Source organism: Lysobacter sp. 2RAF19, assembly GCF_052115395.1.
Taxonomy (GTDB): domain Bacteria; phylum Pseudomonadota; class Gammaproteobacteria; order Xanthomonadales; family Xanthomonadaceae; genus Noviluteimonas.
In genome coordinates, this window is sequence record NZ_JBFRGO010000004.1 from 153218 (window position 1) to 169142 (window position 15925).

A 15925-nucleotide genomic window follows, 5' to 3' on the forward strand; every position below is an offset into this window, starting at 1 on the left:
CAAGCCATTGATTCCAAAGGGCGAGGACCCCACTGTCCGGGTGTCCACGCGGACACCACACCGTCCGGCGGACAGTGTCCGCAGCTCATCGGTTGCGGCAGCGCCCCGGTCACATCTTCACGCGTCCACTAGACTGTGGACCTTCTGCAGGAGTCGAACACCTCTATGTGCGGCATCGTCGGCGCGATCGCGGATCGCGATGTGGTTCCGGTCCTCATCGAAGGCCTCAAGCGGCTGGAATATCGCGGTTACGACTCGGCGGGCATCGCCGTGGTCGATGCGAAGGCCGGCGACGTGCGCCGCGTGCGCCGCACCGGGCGCGTGTCGGAAATGGAAGCGGCCGCGCAGGCCGAACATTTCTCCTCGCGCCTGGGCATCGGCCACACGCGCTGGGCCACGCACGGCGGCGTCACCGAGGGCAACGCGCATCCGCACGTGAGCCACGGCGAACTGGCGCTGGTGCACAACGGCATCATCGAAAACCACGAGCAGCAGCGCGAACGCCTGCGCAAGCTCGGTTATCAGTTCGAATCGCAGACCGACACCGAAGTCATCGCGCACCTGGTCCACCACTACCGCGCGCAGGGCGAATCGCTGCTGCACGCGCTGCAGAAGGCGGTGAAGGAACTGCATGGCGCCTACGCGATCGCCGTGATCGACAAGCGCGATCCGGACATCATGGTCGCCGCGCGCATGGGTTGCCCGCTGCTGGTGGGCCTGGGCGAAGGCGAGAACTTCGTGGCCTCCGACGTCTCGGCGATCGTCTCCTCCACGCGCCGCGTGATCTTCCTGGAAGAAGGCGACACCGCCGAACTCACGCGCGAAAGCGTGAAAGTGTTCGACGCCACCGGTGCGCCGGTCGAGCGCGACGTGCATGTGTCCGACGTGTCGCTCGCTTCGCTGGAGCTCGGCCCGTATCGCCACTTCATGCAGAAGGAAATCCACGAGCAGCCGCGCGCGGTGGCCGACACCATCGAAGCGGTGATCGACAACAACGGCTTCTCCGCGTCCCTGTTCGGCGCGCAGGCCGAAGACGTCATGCGCGATGTCGAGGCCGTGCAGATCCTCGCGTGCGGCACCAGCTACTACGCCGGCCTGGTCGCGCGCTACTGGATCGAATCGATCGTTGGCATTCCGTGCGCGGTCGACATCGCCAGCGAATATCGCTATCGCGAAGTGGTGGCCAATCCCAGGCAGCTGGTCGTCACCATCTCGCAGTCGGGCGAAACGCTCGACACGATGGAAGCGCTCAAGTACGCCAAGAACCTCGGCCACGAACGCACGTTGTCGATCTGCAACGTGCCCGAAAGCGCGATCCCGCGCGCCAGCAAGCTGGTGTACTACACGCGCGCCGGCGCGGAAATCGGCGTCGCTTCCACGAAGGCGTTCACCACGCAGCTCGTCGCCTTGTTCACGCTGACCTGCACGCTCGCCAAGTTGCGCGGCAAGCTCGACGCCGAGCGTGAGCAGGCGCACCTGGATGCCTTGCGCCAATTGCCCGGCAGCGTGCAGCACGCGCTGAACCTGGAGCCGCAGATCGTGGCGTGGGCGGAGAAGTTCGCGGGCAAGCAGCACGCCTTGTTCCTCGGGCGCGGCATGCACTATCCGATCGCGCTCGAAGGCGCGCTCAAGCTCAAGGAAATCTCGTACATCCACGCCGAGGCCTACCCGGCGGGCGAACTCAAGCATGGCCCGCTCGCGCTGGTGGACAGCGCGATGCCCGTGGTGGTGATCGCCCCCAACGACAGCCTGCTGGAAAAGGTGAAGTCGAACATCCAGGAAGTGCGTGCGCGCGGCGGCGAGATGTTCGTCTTCGCCGACGCCGACAGCCAGTTCGGCGAATCCGAAGCCGTGCACGTCATCCGCACGCCGCGCCATGTCGGCGTGTTGTCGCCGATCGTGCATGCCATCCCCGTGCAGTTGCTGGCCTACCACGCAGCACTCGCGCGCGGGACGGATGTCGACAAGCCGCGCAACCTGGCGAAGTCGGTCACCGTCGAATAATCGCGCGCGCCGCTTCCGCGGCGTCTCGCGTTTCGCAGGCAAATTCCTCACCCCGACGGCGCTCGGCACTGCTTACGCCGTGGTCCGGACTGCGCCCAGCATGGTCCCGAGCGTGCGTCGTTCGTGATGCCGATCGTCGGCACCGGCGCCGTGTGAGGGGCTACCATGCAAGCGAAGTGGGCCGTAGGGATCGGCGCGATGTGCGCGCTGTTGGGGGCGGGAACCGCGGGCGCGACCACGCCGGTCGACGCGCAGCGCGAGGACGTGGTTGCGCAAGTCGCCGCGCACGACTTCACCGTTCAATCGGCCACGCCCGGTGCAGGCGCGATCGAAATCGGCGACGAGAGCGAAGCGTCGGGCGACCACGCCATCGCCATCGGTGAATGGAGCCGCGCGGGCGGCGCCGGCAGCATCGCGTTCGGTTACAACGCAATGGCGGACCAGGAGGGCGCGCTTGCCTTCGGTACCGACAGTGCTGCGCTCGGGTTGTATGCGATGGCCTTCGGTACGAGCAGCGTCGCGCTCGGCAATGCCTCCATCGCATTCGGTCGACACGCCGAGGCGCATGGCGAATCGAGTGTCGCGATCGGGCATCACGCACTTGCGCTGTATCCGCTGAGTGTCGCGATCGGCCGCAACGTGCTCAACCAGGGCACGGCGAGCGTCGCCATCGGTTCCGACACGGTGGCCGAGGGCATGTACAACACGGTCGTCGGGTACAGGAGCAAGGGCACCGGGGGCGGTGCCACGGCGTATGGCGGGGCGAGCCTCGCGGACGGCTTCAACACGACGGCGCTCGGCTACAGCGCCTACGCGAGGCACGATGGCACGGCAGTCGGCACGTTTGCGCGTGCCGGCGATCTTGCGGTCGCACTCGGTATCCGCAGCGTCGCGGACATCGTGGCGGTCGCCGTCGGCGCGAACGCACGTGCGGCGTTCAAGGCCACGGCGGTCGGTGCCGAAGCTGCGGCGATCTCGGAGCACGCGTCGGCCTTCGGCAATCACGCCTTCGGCCGGGATGCCGACACGTCGGCCTTTGGCGCATATGCGCGCGCAATGAATGCGCGTAGCACGGCGCTGGGCGCCTTCTCGGATGCGCGTGCGGACGGGAGCGTCGCCATCGGCCATGGATCGCAGTCGCTGCGTGCGAACACCGTATCGATGGGTTCCTCGGGGACCTGGTTGGACGAGGACAGGAACGCGCACGGGCCGATCTTCCGGCAGATCGTCAATGTCGCCGCAGGCACGGAAGCCAATGACGTCGTCATCAAGGCGCAACTCGACGAGGCGATCGCGGGCCTGGATGGCTCGATCGGTTCCGGCCTCGGCGGCTTGCAATCGCGCATGGATGCGTTGGAAGCGGCGTTCGGCAAGTTGCCGATTACATCGCCGACAACGCCCGGTGTCGGCACGGGCGAAGGCACGGCCATCGGCGTCGGCAGCAGCGCGGTCGACGGCGCCGCCGCATTGGGTCAAGGGTCGGTCGCGCACGAGACCGGCACCGTCTCCATGGGCGCTGCAGGCTCGGAGCGTCGCGTCGTGCACGTCGACGACGCGGTCGCCGCGACCGACGGGGTGAACCTCCGGCAGATGCAGGCCGCCCAAGCGTCCACGCTCAACGAAGCGCGTGCCTACACCGACCAGCGCGTGCAGGCCTTGTCCGATCAATTCATCGATCTGAGCGATCGCGTCGATCGGCAGGACGACCGCATCGATCGCATCGGTGCGATGTCCGCCGCGATGTCCAGCATGGCGATCAATGCGGCCCAGGGGCGCAGCGATCGCGGCCGGCTCGCCGCGGGCGCGGGTTGGCAGAACGGGGAAAGCGCGTTGTCCGTCGGCTACGCGCGCAACATTTCCGATCGCGTGTCGGTCAGCCTCGGCGGGGCCTTCAGCAGCGACGATCAATCGGCAGGCATCGGCTTCGGCATCGACCTTTGAGGAGACGGCAAATGAAAAACACCCTTCGTTTCGCGTTCGCGCTGTCTGCATTCTGTGCCGCCAACGCTGCGCTCGCCTTCGATCCGGCGGGCCGCGTGGTGGTGAAGTTCAACGAGCGCGGTCTCGCACGCGCGGACCACACAAGCGCATTGCGGACGCTCGCACCCGAATCGCAACTCGTCTACCGCCTCGCCAACGGGGCGCACGTCCTGCGCATCGAGCAAGGCGACGCCGATGCATTGGTCGCGCGCCTGTCGGCGAACCCCGACGTGCAATACGCCCTGCGCGATCCGCTGCTGCAGCACACCGGTGTCGTCGACGATCCGTGGTATGAGGGATTCAACGCCGTCAATGGCCGCACATATTCACGCTTCCAGTCCGACCTCTACAATCCGCTCGGCGGCGTCGATGCGCCGGCCGCGTGGGCGCAAGGCGCGACGGGCGAGGGCATCGTCGTCGCCGTGATCGACACGGGCATCACCGCGCATCCGGACCTCGACGCGAACATCGTCCAAGGCGCCGGCTACGACTTCATCACCGATGCATTCATCTCGGGGCGCCCGGACGCTGCACGTAGCCCGGGCGGCTGGGATCCCGGCGACTGGACGCATGTGCCGCCGTATCAGGGGAAATGCTCGGCCAGACCCAGCAGCTGGCACGGCACGCACGTGTCGGGGACGATCGCGGCGGTGACCAACAACGGCATCGGCATCGCCGGCATGGCGTATCGCGCGAAGGTGCTGCCGATCCGCGTGCTGGGTCATTGCGGCGGATACATGTCGGACATCGCCGATGCCGTGACGTGGGCGTCGGGCGGGACTGTCGAAGGGGTCCCGGACAACGCGACGCCCGCCGAAGTGATCAATCTCAGTCTGGGCGGAAGGACCGCTTGCGAGCCGTTCATGCAAGAGGCGATCGACGGTGCCGTCGCGCGTGGCACGACGGTCGTGGTCGCCGCGGGCAACAACAATGGCGACGTCGCGGGCCTGGCACCGGCCAACTGCAAGAACGTCATCGTCGTAGGGGCGAACGGGTTGACCGGAAAGCGCGCGTACTACTCCAACCATGGCATCGGCGTCAGCGTTTCCGCGCCCGGCGGGGGGCGTTTCCGTGACGACAACGCCAGCGGCGAGGATTGGATGCCGTACGGGTTCATCTGGTCCACGTTCAACATGGGAATGGAAGGTCCCGAAGGGCCGGCGATCGCCGGGAATGTCGGCACGTCGATGGCGGCGCCGCATGTCGCCGCCATCGTCGCGATGATGCAGGCCGCCGCGCCCTCGCCGCATGCACCGGCGAAGATCGCAACGCTGATCGCCGAGACGGCGCGCATGTTTCCGGTGCAGGTCGACAAGCCGATTGGGGCCGGCATCGTCGACGCCGGCATGGCGGTGCAGGCCGCGATCCTCGGTGAACCGCCGTTGCCGGCGCCGATGAAACTGGATCTGTACGGGCCGACGATGCACATCCACGCGATGCAGGCGCAGTCACGGCACTTCATCGTCGACGTGCCGGAGGGCGCGTCTCGCCTGACGCTGCGCAGCTACGGCGGCACCGGCGATGCGGATCTGTACGTGCGTCGCGACGGTCACGCCTCACCCGCGATGCACGACGTGCACTCCGTGCGCCCGGGCAACAACGGCATCGTCGTCATCGATGCGCCGGCGGCGGGCGCATATTACGTCGCCGCGCATGGGGCGAAGGGATTCAGTGGAATGCAGTTGCGCGCCACGGTGGAATGAATCGGCGGGCGCGTCGGTCGCAAGACCGGCGCGCCCCGCCCGCCGCACGTCAGGTGATCGAAATGCCCATCACTTCGCCGAGTAGCGCACCGTAACGCCGAACTCGCGGCCCGGCTGCGGGTAATACGCGGCCGTTTCGTAGTCGTGGTCGAACACGTTGCTCGCGCGCGCCTGCAGGGTCCAGGTTTGCGTGATCGCCCATTGCGCGCGCAGGTCGAACGTCGAATATCCGCCCAGTTCCAGCGAATTGGCGACGTTCTCGAAGCGACGCCCTTCGGCCATCCATGTGGCGCCCACCGAGAAATCGCCGAACGCGCGATCGACATCCACGCGCCCGCTCGAACGCGCGCGACGCGGCAACACCTTGTCGAAGTTGTCGCCGTTGCTGCGGTTCCGCGGATCCACGTAGCTCGCCGCGCCGCTGAAGTTCCAGGCATCGAGCGAGAATCCGCCGGTCAACTCGCCGCCGCGGATGCGCGCCTGCTCCAGGTTGTTCGCGACGAAGATGCTGGAGTCGTAAACGATCAGATCGTCGACGCGCGTCTGGTACGCGTGCACGTCCCAATGCCAGGTCGCACGGCGCTGGCCGACGCCGACCTCGAACGTGTCCGAGGTCTCCGGCAGCAAGTCCGGATTGCCGTAGAACGGGAAATACAGTTCGTTGAACGTCGGCGCCTTGAACGCGGTGCCCGCATTCGCGGTGAGGCGGAAGCCCGCACCCAGGTCCATGCCCCACGCCAGGCTGCCGGTCGTGTGGCCGCCGAATTGTTCGTTGTCGTCGCGACGCACGCTCGCCTGCACGTCCTGCGCACCGAAGGCAGCCTGGTATTGCGCGAACACCGCGCGATCCTGGCGCAGCGCGCCGTCTTCCGGCGACACCAGCGTGCCGAACAGATCCTTCGCGAAGGCCTTGTCGCGCTGCCAGTCGTAACCGACCGTCGCCAGCTGCTTGTCGGCCACCTTGAAGTCCGCCTGGAACGAAGCGCTGTCGCGCCGGCTTTCGAAGAAGTCGGTGAACGCGTCGTCGCGCGTCTGCAGCGAACGATCCAGGTTGCTGCCGCCGGTCAGCATGAGCGTCGCGGGCCCGACTTCCCAACGCGCCTTGCCGCCGACCACCTGCTGCGTGGTGTTCGACACGTCGCCCAAGCCGAACATCGGGTCGGCGTCGATTTCGTTGCGGCCTTCGTTGCGCAGCGCATGCATGTCGATGGTCAGGCCATCGACGGGGCGCACGCCCGCGCGCACGGACACCGCGTTGCTTTCGTAACCATCGTCGTCCGGATCGGGCGTGTCCATGAAGCAACCGGCGAACTCCGGCGTCGTCGCGCCGGTGCAGGAGTTGTGGCCTTCCGTTGACTGGTGGCTGTAATCGGCGCCGAACCACGCGCGGTCGAATCCGATGTCGAGGCCCGCGCTCAATTCGCGCAGATCGTTGCTGCCGGCGCCGAGCTTGAAACGCGGACGCACGCCGCCGTTCTTCGGCTGGCGGGTGAAAATCTGGATGACGCCGCCGATCGCATCGGAGCCATAGAGGCTCGAGCGCGGGCCGCGCACGATTTCGATGCGCTCGATCAGTTCGACCGGCAAATCCTGCAGCGCGGTGAGGCCCGAGGTGGAGGAGCCCACGCGCACGCCGTCGATCAGGAACAGCGTCTGGTCCGATTCGGTGCCACGCAGGAACAACGTGGTGAGTTTGCCCGCGCCGCCCTGGTTGACGAGGTTGATGCCTGCGCGGCCACGCAGCAGGTCCTGCACGGACTGCGCCTGCGTGCGTTCGATTTCGGCGCGATCGATGACTTCGACGGCGGACAAGGACTCATCGACGGTCACCGCGGTGCGCGTGCCGGTGACGAGCACCGTGTCGAGGCGTTGCGCATCGTCCGATTGCGCGAGCGCGAATGCAGGCAGGGACAGCAGAGCCACCGCGACGGCGGCGGCGAGGGTGTTGCGTGACATGGATTGGAGTCTCCGGCGCGCACGCCCGCGCGCCTTGGGTTCGCAAGGAGTCGCGTCATGGAGAGGGGAAACACAGCGGAGGCGCGTGCGACGGCGCTGCCGCCGCGATGCCCTCCGCATCGCAACCAGGTCTGCATCGAGGCCGGTCTCCGGGCTTGCGCGCTGGTCGCCGTGCGAAGGGCGACCCGGCCGCGGCGCCTTCCCGTGCGCGTGCACAGTGGCGGATGCGTTGGCCTTGCGTGCTTACCGTTGCGGGGGCAGCGCCGGAATGCGATCGCGCAATGCGATCGGGCACCGGCTTCCCGTTTCAACCCTTGGACGAGCGTCCGCGGGTCACCTCAAGCGGCGGGGAGTGTAACCGTGGTGCCGCGGGCGCGGAAGGACCGCGTGTCAGTCCGCTTCGTGCCCGGCGGGCTCGTCGAACAGATTGAAGGCCGGCGCGGCGTCTTCGGTATCGGCCATCTGCGTGGTGGTGACGGGCGATGCGGCCGGGCGGTTGCGCGGCGGCGGCAGCAGGGCCGTGGCAGCCTCGGCGGCATTCACCAGTTCGCTGCGACGCGCTTCAGGCACTTCCTGCCAGTGGCAATCGAGCAACGCGCCTTCCAGTGCGTAGAGCAGGTTGAGGCTCGGCCGGAAGCCGGCGCGCTTGACCCGCATGAACGCATCGACCGCGCCCACCGCTTCGAGATCCTCGCGCGAGCGCAGGCCCACCTGGCGCAGCCAGGCGGCGGATTTCGGACCGATGTTGCGCAGCTTGGCGGTGCTCAACCCAAGGATTCCTCGAACAGGCGGGCAATCGCTTCGATCCCCTGTTGATCTTCAACGTCGAAACGCGCGGGAACCGGACTGTCGAGGTCCAAAACGCCGACGAGCGTGCCGTTGCGGACCAGCGGTACCACCAGTTCCGAACGCGAGGCCGCATCGCAGGCGATGTGGCCGGGGAATGCGTGCACGTCTTCGACGAGTTGGGTCTTGCGCGTGCTCGCCGCCGCGCCGCACACGCCCTTGTCGAGCGGAATGCGCACGCACGCGGGCAGCCCCTGGAAGGGGCCGACGACCAGTTCGGTGCCGTCGAAGAAATAGAAACCGGCCCAGTTCAGCTGCGGCAGCGCGTGGTAGACCAGCGCCGAGAGATTGGCCGCATTCGCGATGCGGTCGGGCTCGCCGTGGAGCAGGGCGCGCGCCTGTTCGGCGAGCTGGGCGTATCGCTCCGGCTTGCTGCCGGACAGCGTGGAGGCGGTGAACATCCCCGGAGTCTACCAGCGCGACGGCGTTACCATGGCGCCGTGGCCGCGACGCTGCGTCGCGATGAAGGGGCCTCCTGTGAACGGCGTATTCGTCACCGGCACCGACACCGGCGTTGGCAAGACGCTCGCGAGTACCGCGTTGCTTCACGCGATGCGCGATGCGGGCGTGCGTGCGGTCGGCATGAAGCCGTTGGCGAGCGGCTGCGAACGCATCGACGGTGCGTGGCGCAACGAAGACGCACTGGCGTTGCAACACGCGAGTGCGTTCGCGGTGCCTTACGAAGACATCAATCCCTTCGCGCTCGAGCATCCGCTCGCGCCCGAACTCGCCGCGCGCGATGCGGGCATCACCGTGACGCTGCAACCGATCCTCGATGCGCACGAACGGTTGCGCGCGCAAGCCGACTGCGTCGTCGTCGAAGGCGTCGGCGGATGGATGGCGCCGCTCGCGACCGAGCTGATGCAGGCCGATCTGGTGCGCGCGCTCGAGCTTCCCGTCGTGCTCGTCGTCGGTCTGCGGCTGGGTTGCCTGAACCATGCCTACCTCACGGCGCGCGCCATCGCCGCCGATGGCTGCCGCCTCGCGGGATGGATCGGAACCGCGATCGACCCCGACATGGCGCGCGCGCAGGACAATCTCGCGCTGCTCGCCGCGCGCCTGCCCGCGCCGTGCTGGGGCGTGCTGCCGCATGTGACGGTGCCCGTGCCCGCCCGCATGTCGAAACACCTGCAGTGGCCGCCGATCGCGCGTTGAAGGCCGCCGCGCGGTTGCATTCGCAACCAATTCGGATTGTTCCGCGCGGACGGGTGACGAACGACAGGGGTTCCGTGCCCCGGCGCGCAAGGTAAACTCTCGCGTACAGAAAACGGAAGAAGAGGCACCGCGCATGGCCCGCAAGCTTGGAAGCAACGCCACGAACGCCCGCATCGCGGGCGTGCTCGCACTCACGATCCTGGTCGCCGCGTGCGGCAAGGACGACGCGAATGCAGCGGGCGGCAACATGCCTCCGCCGGAAGTCGGCGTGGTCACCGTGCGTCCGGCCTCCGTGCCGCTGGTGAAGGACCTCGTCGGCCGCCTGGCCGCGTATCGCAGCGCCGACGTGCGTGCGCGCGTGCCCGGCGTGCTGCAGCGCCGCGTGTACGAAGAAGGCAGCGACGTGAAGGAAGGCCAGCTGCTGTTCGTCATCGATCCTGCGCCGCTGCAGGCCGCGCTCGGACAGGCCGTCGCATCGCAGGCCTCCGCCGAAGCCAACTACGCCAACGCCCGCGCCGCCGCCTCGCGCGCGCGCAACCTCGCGCCGCAGAAATTCATTTCGCAATCCGATCTGGACAATGCGCTCGCCGCCGAACGCTCGGCCTCCGCCGCGTTGCAGTCGGCGAAGGCGTCGGTCGCAGCGGCACGCATCAACCTGGGCTATGCCTCGGTGCGTTCGCCGATCAACGGCCGCGCCGGCAAGCAGCAAGTGACCGAAGGCGCGCTCGTCGGCCAGGCCGACGCCACGCTGCTGACCACCGTCGACCAGATCGACCAGATGTACGTCGACTTCTCCATGAGCGTGGATGAACTCACGCAGGTGCGCCAGGCCAACACCACCGGCACGCGCAAGGTGCAGGTGCTGTTGCCCGATGGTTCGCCGTACAAGCACGACGGCACGCTGGATTTCAGCGCCGATACGGTGGATCCCTCGACCGGCGCGGTCGCGCTGCGCGCGCGCGTGCCGAATCCCGAACACCTGTTGTTGCCGGGCACGTTCGTCACCGTGCGCGCCACGCTCGGCATCCAGAACAACGCCTATCGCGTGCCCGCGATCGCGATGCAGCGCGACGTGCAGGGCTCCTACGTGATGGTGGTGGGCAAGGACGGCAAGGTCGCGCGCAAGAACGTGGCCACGCAACGCCAGGAAGGCGCGGACTGGGTCGTTGGTTCCGGCGTTGCGCCGGGCGACCAGGTGATCGTTTCGGGCCTGCAACGCGTGCAGCCCGGCGCGCCCGCGAAGGCCGTGCCGTGGACGCCGGCCAAGCAGGAAGCCGACAACGCCGCCCCCGCCGCGCAACCGCAGGGCTGACCGACCATGTCCCGTTATTTCATCAACCATCCGGTCTTCGCCTGGGTGATCGCGATCATGATCGTGATCGCCGGCGTGCTCTCGATCCGCGGCCTGGGCGTGGAGTCGTATCCGAACATCGCGCCGCCGCAGGTGGGCGTGAATGCGTTCTATCCGGGCGCGAGCGCCGAGACGGTCGAACGCGCGGTGACGCAGATCATCGAGCAACAGCTCACCGGCATCGACAACCTGGACTATTTCAGCGCCTCGTCCGGTTCCGATGGCAGCGCCTCGCTCAACCTGACCTTCAAGCCGGGCACCAATCCCGACACTGCGCAGATGCAGGTGCAGAACAAGGTCTCGCAGGCCACGCCGCGCTTGCCTGAAGACGTGGTGCAGCAAGGCGTCACCGTGTCGAAGTCCAACAGCGGCTTCCTGCTGGTCGTCGCGCTGAAGTCCAACGACCCGCACATCAACCGCGACGAGCTGTCCGACCTGATCGCCTCCAACGTGCTCGACCAGGTCGCGCGCGTGCCGGGCGTGGGCAGCACGCAGTTGTTCGGCGGCCAGTACGCGATGAACATCTGGCTCAACCCGGACAAGCTCAACGCCTACGGCCTGTCGGCGACCGACGTGCTGGCCGCGGTGCGCGGGCAGAACGTGCAGTTCTCCGCCGGCCAGGTCGGTGGCGAGCCGTCGCCGGAAACGCAGATGTTCACCGCGCCGGTGTCGGCCGAAGGGCGCTTCTCGCATCCCGAAGAGTTCGAACAGATCCTGCTGCGCACCACGCCCAGCGGCGCGGCGGTGCGCCTGAAGGACGTCGCGCGCATCGAGATCTCCGGCGAAGCGCACGGCTTCGACCTGAAGTGGAACGACCAGCCGACGGCCGCGTTCGCGGTGCTGCTGGGCCCGGGCGAAAATGCGCTCGCCGTGGCGGCCGCCGTCAAGGCGCGCATGGCGCAGTTGCAGCCGAGCTTCCCGAAGGGCGTGGAGTGGTTCTCGCCCTACGACACCTCGGACTTCGTGCGCATCTCGGTGGACGAGGTGATCAAGACGCTCGCCGAAGCGATGGTCCTGGTGTTCCTGGTGATGCTGCTGTTCCTGCAGAACCTGCGCGCCACGCTGATCCCGACGCTGGTCATCCCGGTCGCGCTGCTCGGCACGTTCCTGGGCATGTACGTGCTCGGCTTCACGATCAACCAGCTGAGCCTGTTCGGCATGGTGCTGGCGATCGGCATCGTGGTCGACGACGCGATCGTGGTGATCGAGAACGTCGAACGCATCATGACCGAGGAGGGCCTGTCGCCGAAGGAAGCCACGCGCAAGGCGATGCACCAGATCACCGGCGCGGTCATCGCGATCACGATCGTGCTGGCGGCGGTCTTCATCCCCAGCGCGCTGCAGACCGGTTCGGCCGGCGCGGTGTACAAGCAGTTCGCGCTGACCATCGCGATGGCGATGATGTTCTCGGCCTTCCTCGCGCTGGGCTTCACGCCGGCGCTGTGCGCCAGCCTGCTCAAGCCGAGCACGCAGCACGAAAGCCGCAATCCGATCTTCCGCGTGTTCAACAAGTACTACGGAAGGATGGGCAACACCTACGTGCGCCACATCGGCAGCGCGGTGCGCCATGCGCCGCGGTGGATGGTGGTGTTCCTGATCCTGGCCGCGGGGTGCGCGTTCCTGTTCTGGCGCATGCCCGGCAGCTTCCTTCCCGAGGAAGACCAGGGCTACGCGTTCGCGATCGTGCAGCTGCCGCCGGGTTCGACGCTGCGTCGGACGAACGAGGTGTTCGACCAGATGCGTCCGGCGGTCTCGAAGCTGGAAGGCTTCGACGGCATGATGCAGGTGTCGGGTTTCAGCTTCATCGGCCAGGGCGAGAACGTCGGCATGGCGTTCATCAAGCTCAAGCCGTGGGACCAGCGCAAGATCACCGCGACGGAGTTCATCGCGAAGGCCAATGGCGCGCTGTATCCGATCCGCGACGCGCAGATCTTCGTGATGAACCTGCCGACGGTGAACGGCCTGGGCCAGTTCGGCGGCTTCGACATGTACCTGCAGGATCGCGCGGGCCAGGGTCGCGACGCGCTCAACGCCGCGATGGGCACGCTGTTGCAGAAGGCCGGCGAGGACAAGGCGCTGGTCGGCGTGCGTCCGAATTCGCTGGCGCCTTCGCCGCAATTGAAACTCGACGTCGATCGCGTGCAGGCCGAAGCGATGGGCCTGTCGGTCGGCGATATCTACAGTGCGATCCAGTTGATGCTCGCGCCGGTCTACGTCAACGACTTCGTGCAGGGCGGGCGCGTCAAGCGCGTGCACATGCAGGCCGATTCGGCGTATCGCACGGGGCCGGAGTCGCTGTCGCATTTCTACACGCCCTCGCCGGACAAACAGGCCAACGGCTTGCCGACGATGATTCCGCTTTCGAACCTGGTGAAGGCGAAGTGGGAAGTCGCCGAGCCGACGCTCACGCGCTACAACGGCTTCGCGGCGGTGGAAATCGTCGGCTCGCAGTCGCCGGGCCACAGCTCCGGCGAAGCGATGAGTTCGATGCAGAAGATCGTCGACACGCAATTGCCCACCGGCTTCGGCTACGACTGGGCAGGCCAGTCGCACCAGGAAATCCTGTCCGGCAGCCAGACCACGATGTTGATGATCCTGTCGATCGTCGTGGTCTTCCTGTGCCTGGCCGCGTTGTACGAAAGCTGGTCGGTGCCGGTGGCGGTGCTGCTGGTCGTGCCGGTCGGCGTGCTCGGTGCGGTGGCCTTGTCGATGATGCGCGGCCTGCCGAACGACATCTACTTCAAGATCGGCCTGATCACGGTCATCGGCCTGGCGGCGAAGAACGCGATCCTGATCGTCGAGTTCGCGATCCAGGAACGCAACGAAGGCAAGCCGCTGGGCATCGCCGTCGTCGAAGCGGCGAAGCTGCGACTGCGCCCGATCCTGATGACCTCGCTGGCCTTCATCATGGGCGTGTTGCCGCTGGCCATCTCCACCGGCGCGGGTGCGAATGCGCGGCACGCGATCGGCACCGGCGTCATCGGCGGCATGCTCGCGGCCACCTTCCTCGGCCTGCTCTTCATCCCGGTGTTCTACGCGATCGTGCGCCGCGCGCTGGGCGACAAGATGGACGAGCCGCCGAAGATCACGCAGCACCTGGACGACGTTTGACGCAACGAAAAACCCCGGCCAACGCCGGGGTTTTTTTTCGTCAGTGCCGCGTGGCGACCTTGGGTGCGTGCAAGCCCGGCCGCAGGCGGTACACCTTGGTGCCGACGTCGACCAGCACGATCAGGAAGACGATGCCGAGGCCGAACCGCGCGCCTTCCGTCGTCGCCTGCAATTGGAAGATGTGGCCCGAGGCGATCAGCCAACCGAGGACCACGAGCCACGCGATGCTGCCGATGAGTTCCATCCGGCGCGCGGCAGGCGTCCAGCGTCCCTTCGCCAGGACCGACACCAGCAGCGCGAAACTCACCAGCCACAACGCGACCACCGCCCATGCGCGCGTGCGCAGGAAGTCCGGATCGAACGCGAAGATGCGCGGGAAGGGCTCGGGCAACTGCGCACTGATCCACGGCAGGGCGAGCATCAGCGCGACACCGATCGCGAACCACGTCAGGCCGAAGGCGAATGCGCCGCGATGCACGCGGTCGCGATCGATCTCGCGCGGCGTCCATGCCGGCGGCGTCGTGCGCCATTGGCGGATCCATGCGCCGAACAGGGCCATCATCGACATGAAGCCCGGCCACCAGAAGGCGCCAAGCCCCCAGGTCAACCACCACGTGCCGATCGACGCGCCTTCGGCGACGCGCGGCAGGGTGAGCGCCCATTGCAAGGCGATGCCGCCGAGCGACAACCAGGCGAAGGAGCGCGTGCGTTCGGCCGGCAGGATGACGAAGCCGGGGGCGCGATAGCGCGCTGCGATGTCGGCGGGCAGGCCGAAGGCGCGCAACATCGCCAGCACCATCGCATCGTCGGCGGGCCGGCCTTCGGATTGCGCGCGCTCGTCGAGCATTTCGGTGAGCAACGCACGCAGCTCGAATCCGATGTCGTTGCGCTCCTTGAGCGGCACGCGACGGATGACGTCGGCCACGTAGGATTCGATGACCTCGTTCGGGTTCATTTCCCGCTCCCAATCAGGCCGGCCATGGTGCGCACCAGGGCGTTCCAGGTACCGGTCAGTTCGACGAGCAACGCCTCGCCTGCGTCGTTCAAACGGTAGTAGCGGCGGGGCGGGCCGTCCTCGATCCGCCATTCCGAGGCGAGCACGCCCTGGGCCTCGAGCCTGCGCAGCAACGGGTAGAGCGTGCCTTCCTCGATCGGCATGCCGCGCTGGGCCAGGGCCTGGCGCAGCGAATAGCCGTATTGCACCTCGCGCAACTGCGAGAGCACGGCCAGCACGAGCGCCCCGCGGCGGAGTTCGCCTTCCAGCTTCGGTGCTGCGCTCTCGGGCGCGGTGGTCTCTCGGATATCCACGGTGCTTCGCCTTGTGACTTGCGGCGCACACTACATTGCGACGCACAGTACGTCAATACAAAAAAGCCTCCCCTTTTCGGGGGAGGCTTTTCGTCGGGCTCTCGTGGGGCGAGACCGAGGCTTACTTGGCCTGGGTGGCCTTCGCGACCTGGTCCGTCGCCTGCTTCGCCTGCGCTTCGAACTGCGACTTGGCGATCTGGCCGATGGCTTCCTGCGTCTTCACGGTGCGGCCGAGGACGTCCTGGCCGGTGGCGATCGAACGCTCGACGTTCTCACGGGCGACCTGCAGGCCCTTCGGCCACACGGCCTTGAGCTGCTCGGGGTTGCGGGCTTCGGCGACTTCGCCGAGGAACGCGAAGGCCGCATTGGTGCCGGCTTCGAGGGCGGCCATCTGCAGGCCGAAGACCTGGGTGGCGTTGTCGAGGGCGAGGCGGTTGATCTGGGCCGCGGTGTCCGCGAACTGGCGCGAGGCGGCGGCGAACTGGTCGTTGATCTGCTGGTACATGGCAGG

12 protein-coding genes and 1 riboswitch are annotated in these 15925 nt (G+C 67.3%); of the genes, 6 read left to right on the plus strand and 6 right to left on the minus strand.

Annotated features, from left to right (window positions below):
- Positions 1-165 precede the first annotated feature (165 nt).
- The 3 genes from glmS to AB4059_RS14800 all read left to right on the plus strand — a co-directional run bounded on the left by glmS (position 166) and on the right by AB4059_RS14800 (position 5687).
- Positions 166-2004, plus strand: a complete 1839-nt coding sequence (glmS, locus tag AB4059_RS14790) for a glutamine--fructose-6-phosphate transaminase (isomerizing) (protein ID WP_498979923.1) — start codon at positions 166-168, stop codon at positions 2002-2004.
- 165 nt (positions 2005-2169) lie between these two features.
- Positions 2170-3945, plus strand: coding sequence for a YadA-like family protein (locus AB4059_RS14795; RefSeq protein WP_498979924.1), 1776 nt, complete (start codon positions 2170-2172; stop codon positions 3943-3945).
- A gap of 11 nt (positions 3946-3956) precedes the next feature.
- Positions 3957-5687 carry a S8 family peptidase gene (locus AB4059_RS14800; protein WP_498979926.1) on the plus strand — a complete coding sequence of 577 codons (1731 nt, stop codon included), beginning with the start codon at positions 3957-3959 and terminating at the stop codon, positions 5685-5687.
- A 69-nt stretch (positions 5688-5756) separates the two neighbouring features.
- On the opposite strand, the gene btuB is transcribed toward AB4059_RS14800, so the two are convergent.
- The 3 genes from btuB to AB4059_RS14815 all read right to left on the minus strand — a co-directional run bounded on the left by btuB (position 5757) and on the right by AB4059_RS14815 (position 8890).
- A complete protein-coding gene (gene btuB, locus AB4059_RS14805; RefSeq protein ID WP_498979928.1) occupies positions 5757-7643 on the minus strand; it encodes a TonB-dependent vitamin B12 receptor in 1887 nt (628 codons plus the stop codon).
- 123 nt (positions 7644-7766) lie between these two features.
- A riboswitch (cobalamin riboswitch) is annotated at positions 7767-7999 on the minus strand.
- A 34-nt stretch (positions 8000-8033) separates the two neighbouring features.
- Entirely contained in the window at positions 8034-8411 is a 378-nt protein-coding gene (locus tag AB4059_RS14810) for a TfoX/Sxy family protein (protein ID WP_498962692.1), read from the minus strand.
- Positions 8408-8890 carry a GAF domain-containing protein gene (locus AB4059_RS14815; protein WP_498979930.1) on the minus strand — a complete coding sequence of 161 codons (483 nt, stop codon included), beginning with the start codon at positions 8888-8890 and terminating at the stop codon, positions 8408-8410. The genes AB4059_RS14810 and AB4059_RS14815 overlap by 4 nt, the downstream gene beginning before the upstream one ends.
- 61 nt (positions 8891-8951) lie before the next feature.
- Here AB4059_RS14815 and bioD point away from each other — a divergent pair, with 61 nt between their 5' ends.
- The 3 genes from bioD (at position 8952) to AB4059_RS14830 (ending at position 14106) form a co-directional block, all read left to right on the plus strand.
- Positions 8952-9644 carry a dethiobiotin synthase gene (bioD, locus tag AB4059_RS14820; RefSeq protein ID WP_498979931.1) on the plus strand — a complete coding sequence of 231 codons (693 nt, stop codon included), beginning with the start codon at positions 8952-8954 and terminating at the stop codon, positions 9642-9644.
- A gap of 133 nt (positions 9645-9777) precedes the next feature.
- Positions 9778-10956: an efflux RND transporter periplasmic adaptor subunit gene (locus tag AB4059_RS14825; RefSeq protein WP_498979933.1), complete on the plus strand. Its 1179-nt coding sequence runs from the start codon at positions 9778-9780 to the stop codon at positions 10954-10956.
- 6 nt (positions 10957-10962) lie between these two features.
- Entirely contained in the window at positions 10963-14106 is a 3144-nt protein-coding gene (locus AB4059_RS14830; RefSeq protein WP_498979934.1) for a multidrug efflux RND transporter permease subunit, read from the plus strand.
- Positions 14107-14146: 40 nt separating this feature from the next.
- Here AB4059_RS14830 and AB4059_RS14835 read toward each other — a convergent pair whose 3' ends face one another.
- The 3 genes from AB4059_RS14835 to AB4059_RS14845 form a co-directional block, all read right to left on the minus strand.
- A complete protein-coding gene (locus AB4059_RS14835; protein WP_498979936.1) occupies positions 14147-15061 on the minus strand; it encodes a hypothetical protein in 915 nt (304 codons plus the stop codon).
- Positions 15058-15414, minus strand: coding sequence for a PadR family transcriptional regulator (locus AB4059_RS14840; protein ID WP_498979937.1), 357 nt, complete (start codon positions 15412-15414; stop codon positions 15058-15060). Before AB4059_RS14840 ends, AB4059_RS14835 begins: the two co-directional genes overlap by 4 nt.
- Positions 15415-15535: 121 nt before the next feature.
- Positions 15536-15919 (minus strand): phasin family protein, encoded by a 384-nt coding sequence (locus AB4059_RS14845; protein WP_498979939.1) that lies wholly within the window; start codon positions 15917-15919, stop codon positions 15536-15538.
- Between the last annotated feature and the right edge of the window lie 6 nt (positions 15920-15925).

Excerpts from the sequence above, each read along its gene's own strand:
- glmS (WP_498979923.1), top strand. The coding sequence starts at position 166 with ATGTGCGGCATCGTCGGCGCGATCGCGGATCGCGATGTGGTTCCGGTC.
- AB4059_RS14795 (WP_498979924.1), top strand. The coding sequence starts at position 2,170 with ATGCAAGCGAAGTGGGCCGTAGGGATCGGCGCGATGTGCGCGCTGTTG.
- AB4059_RS14800 (WP_498979926.1), top strand. The coding sequence starts at position 3,957 with ATGAAAAACACCCTTCGTTTCGCGTTCGCGCTGTCTGCATTCTGTGCC.
- btuB (WP_498979928.1), bottom strand. The coding sequence starts at position 7,643 with ATGTCACGCAACACCCTCGCCGCCGCCGTCGCGGTGGCTCTGCTGTCC.
- AB4059_RS14815 (WP_498979930.1), bottom strand. The coding sequence starts at position 8,890 with ATGTTCACCGCCTCCACGCTGTCCGGCAGCAAGCCGGAGCGATACGCC.
- bioD (WP_498979931.1), top strand. The coding sequence starts at position 8,952 with ATGAAGGGGCCTCCTGTGAACGGCGTATTCGTCACCGGCACCGACACC.
- AB4059_RS14825 (WP_498979933.1), top strand. The coding sequence starts at position 9,778 with ATGGCCCGCAAGCTTGGAAGCAACGCCACGAACGCCCGCATCGCGGGC.
- AB4059_RS14830 (WP_498979934.1), top strand. The coding sequence starts at position 10,963 with ATGTCCCGTTATTTCATCAACCATCCGGTCTTCGCCTGGGTGATCGCG.
- AB4059_RS14835 (WP_498979936.1), bottom strand. The coding sequence starts at position 15,061 with ATGAACCCGAACGAGGTCATCGAATCCTACGTGGCCGACGTCATCCGT.
- AB4059_RS14845 (WP_498979939.1), bottom strand. The coding sequence starts at position 15,919 with ATGTACCAGCAGATCAACGACCAGTTCGCCGCCGCCTCGCGCCAGTTC.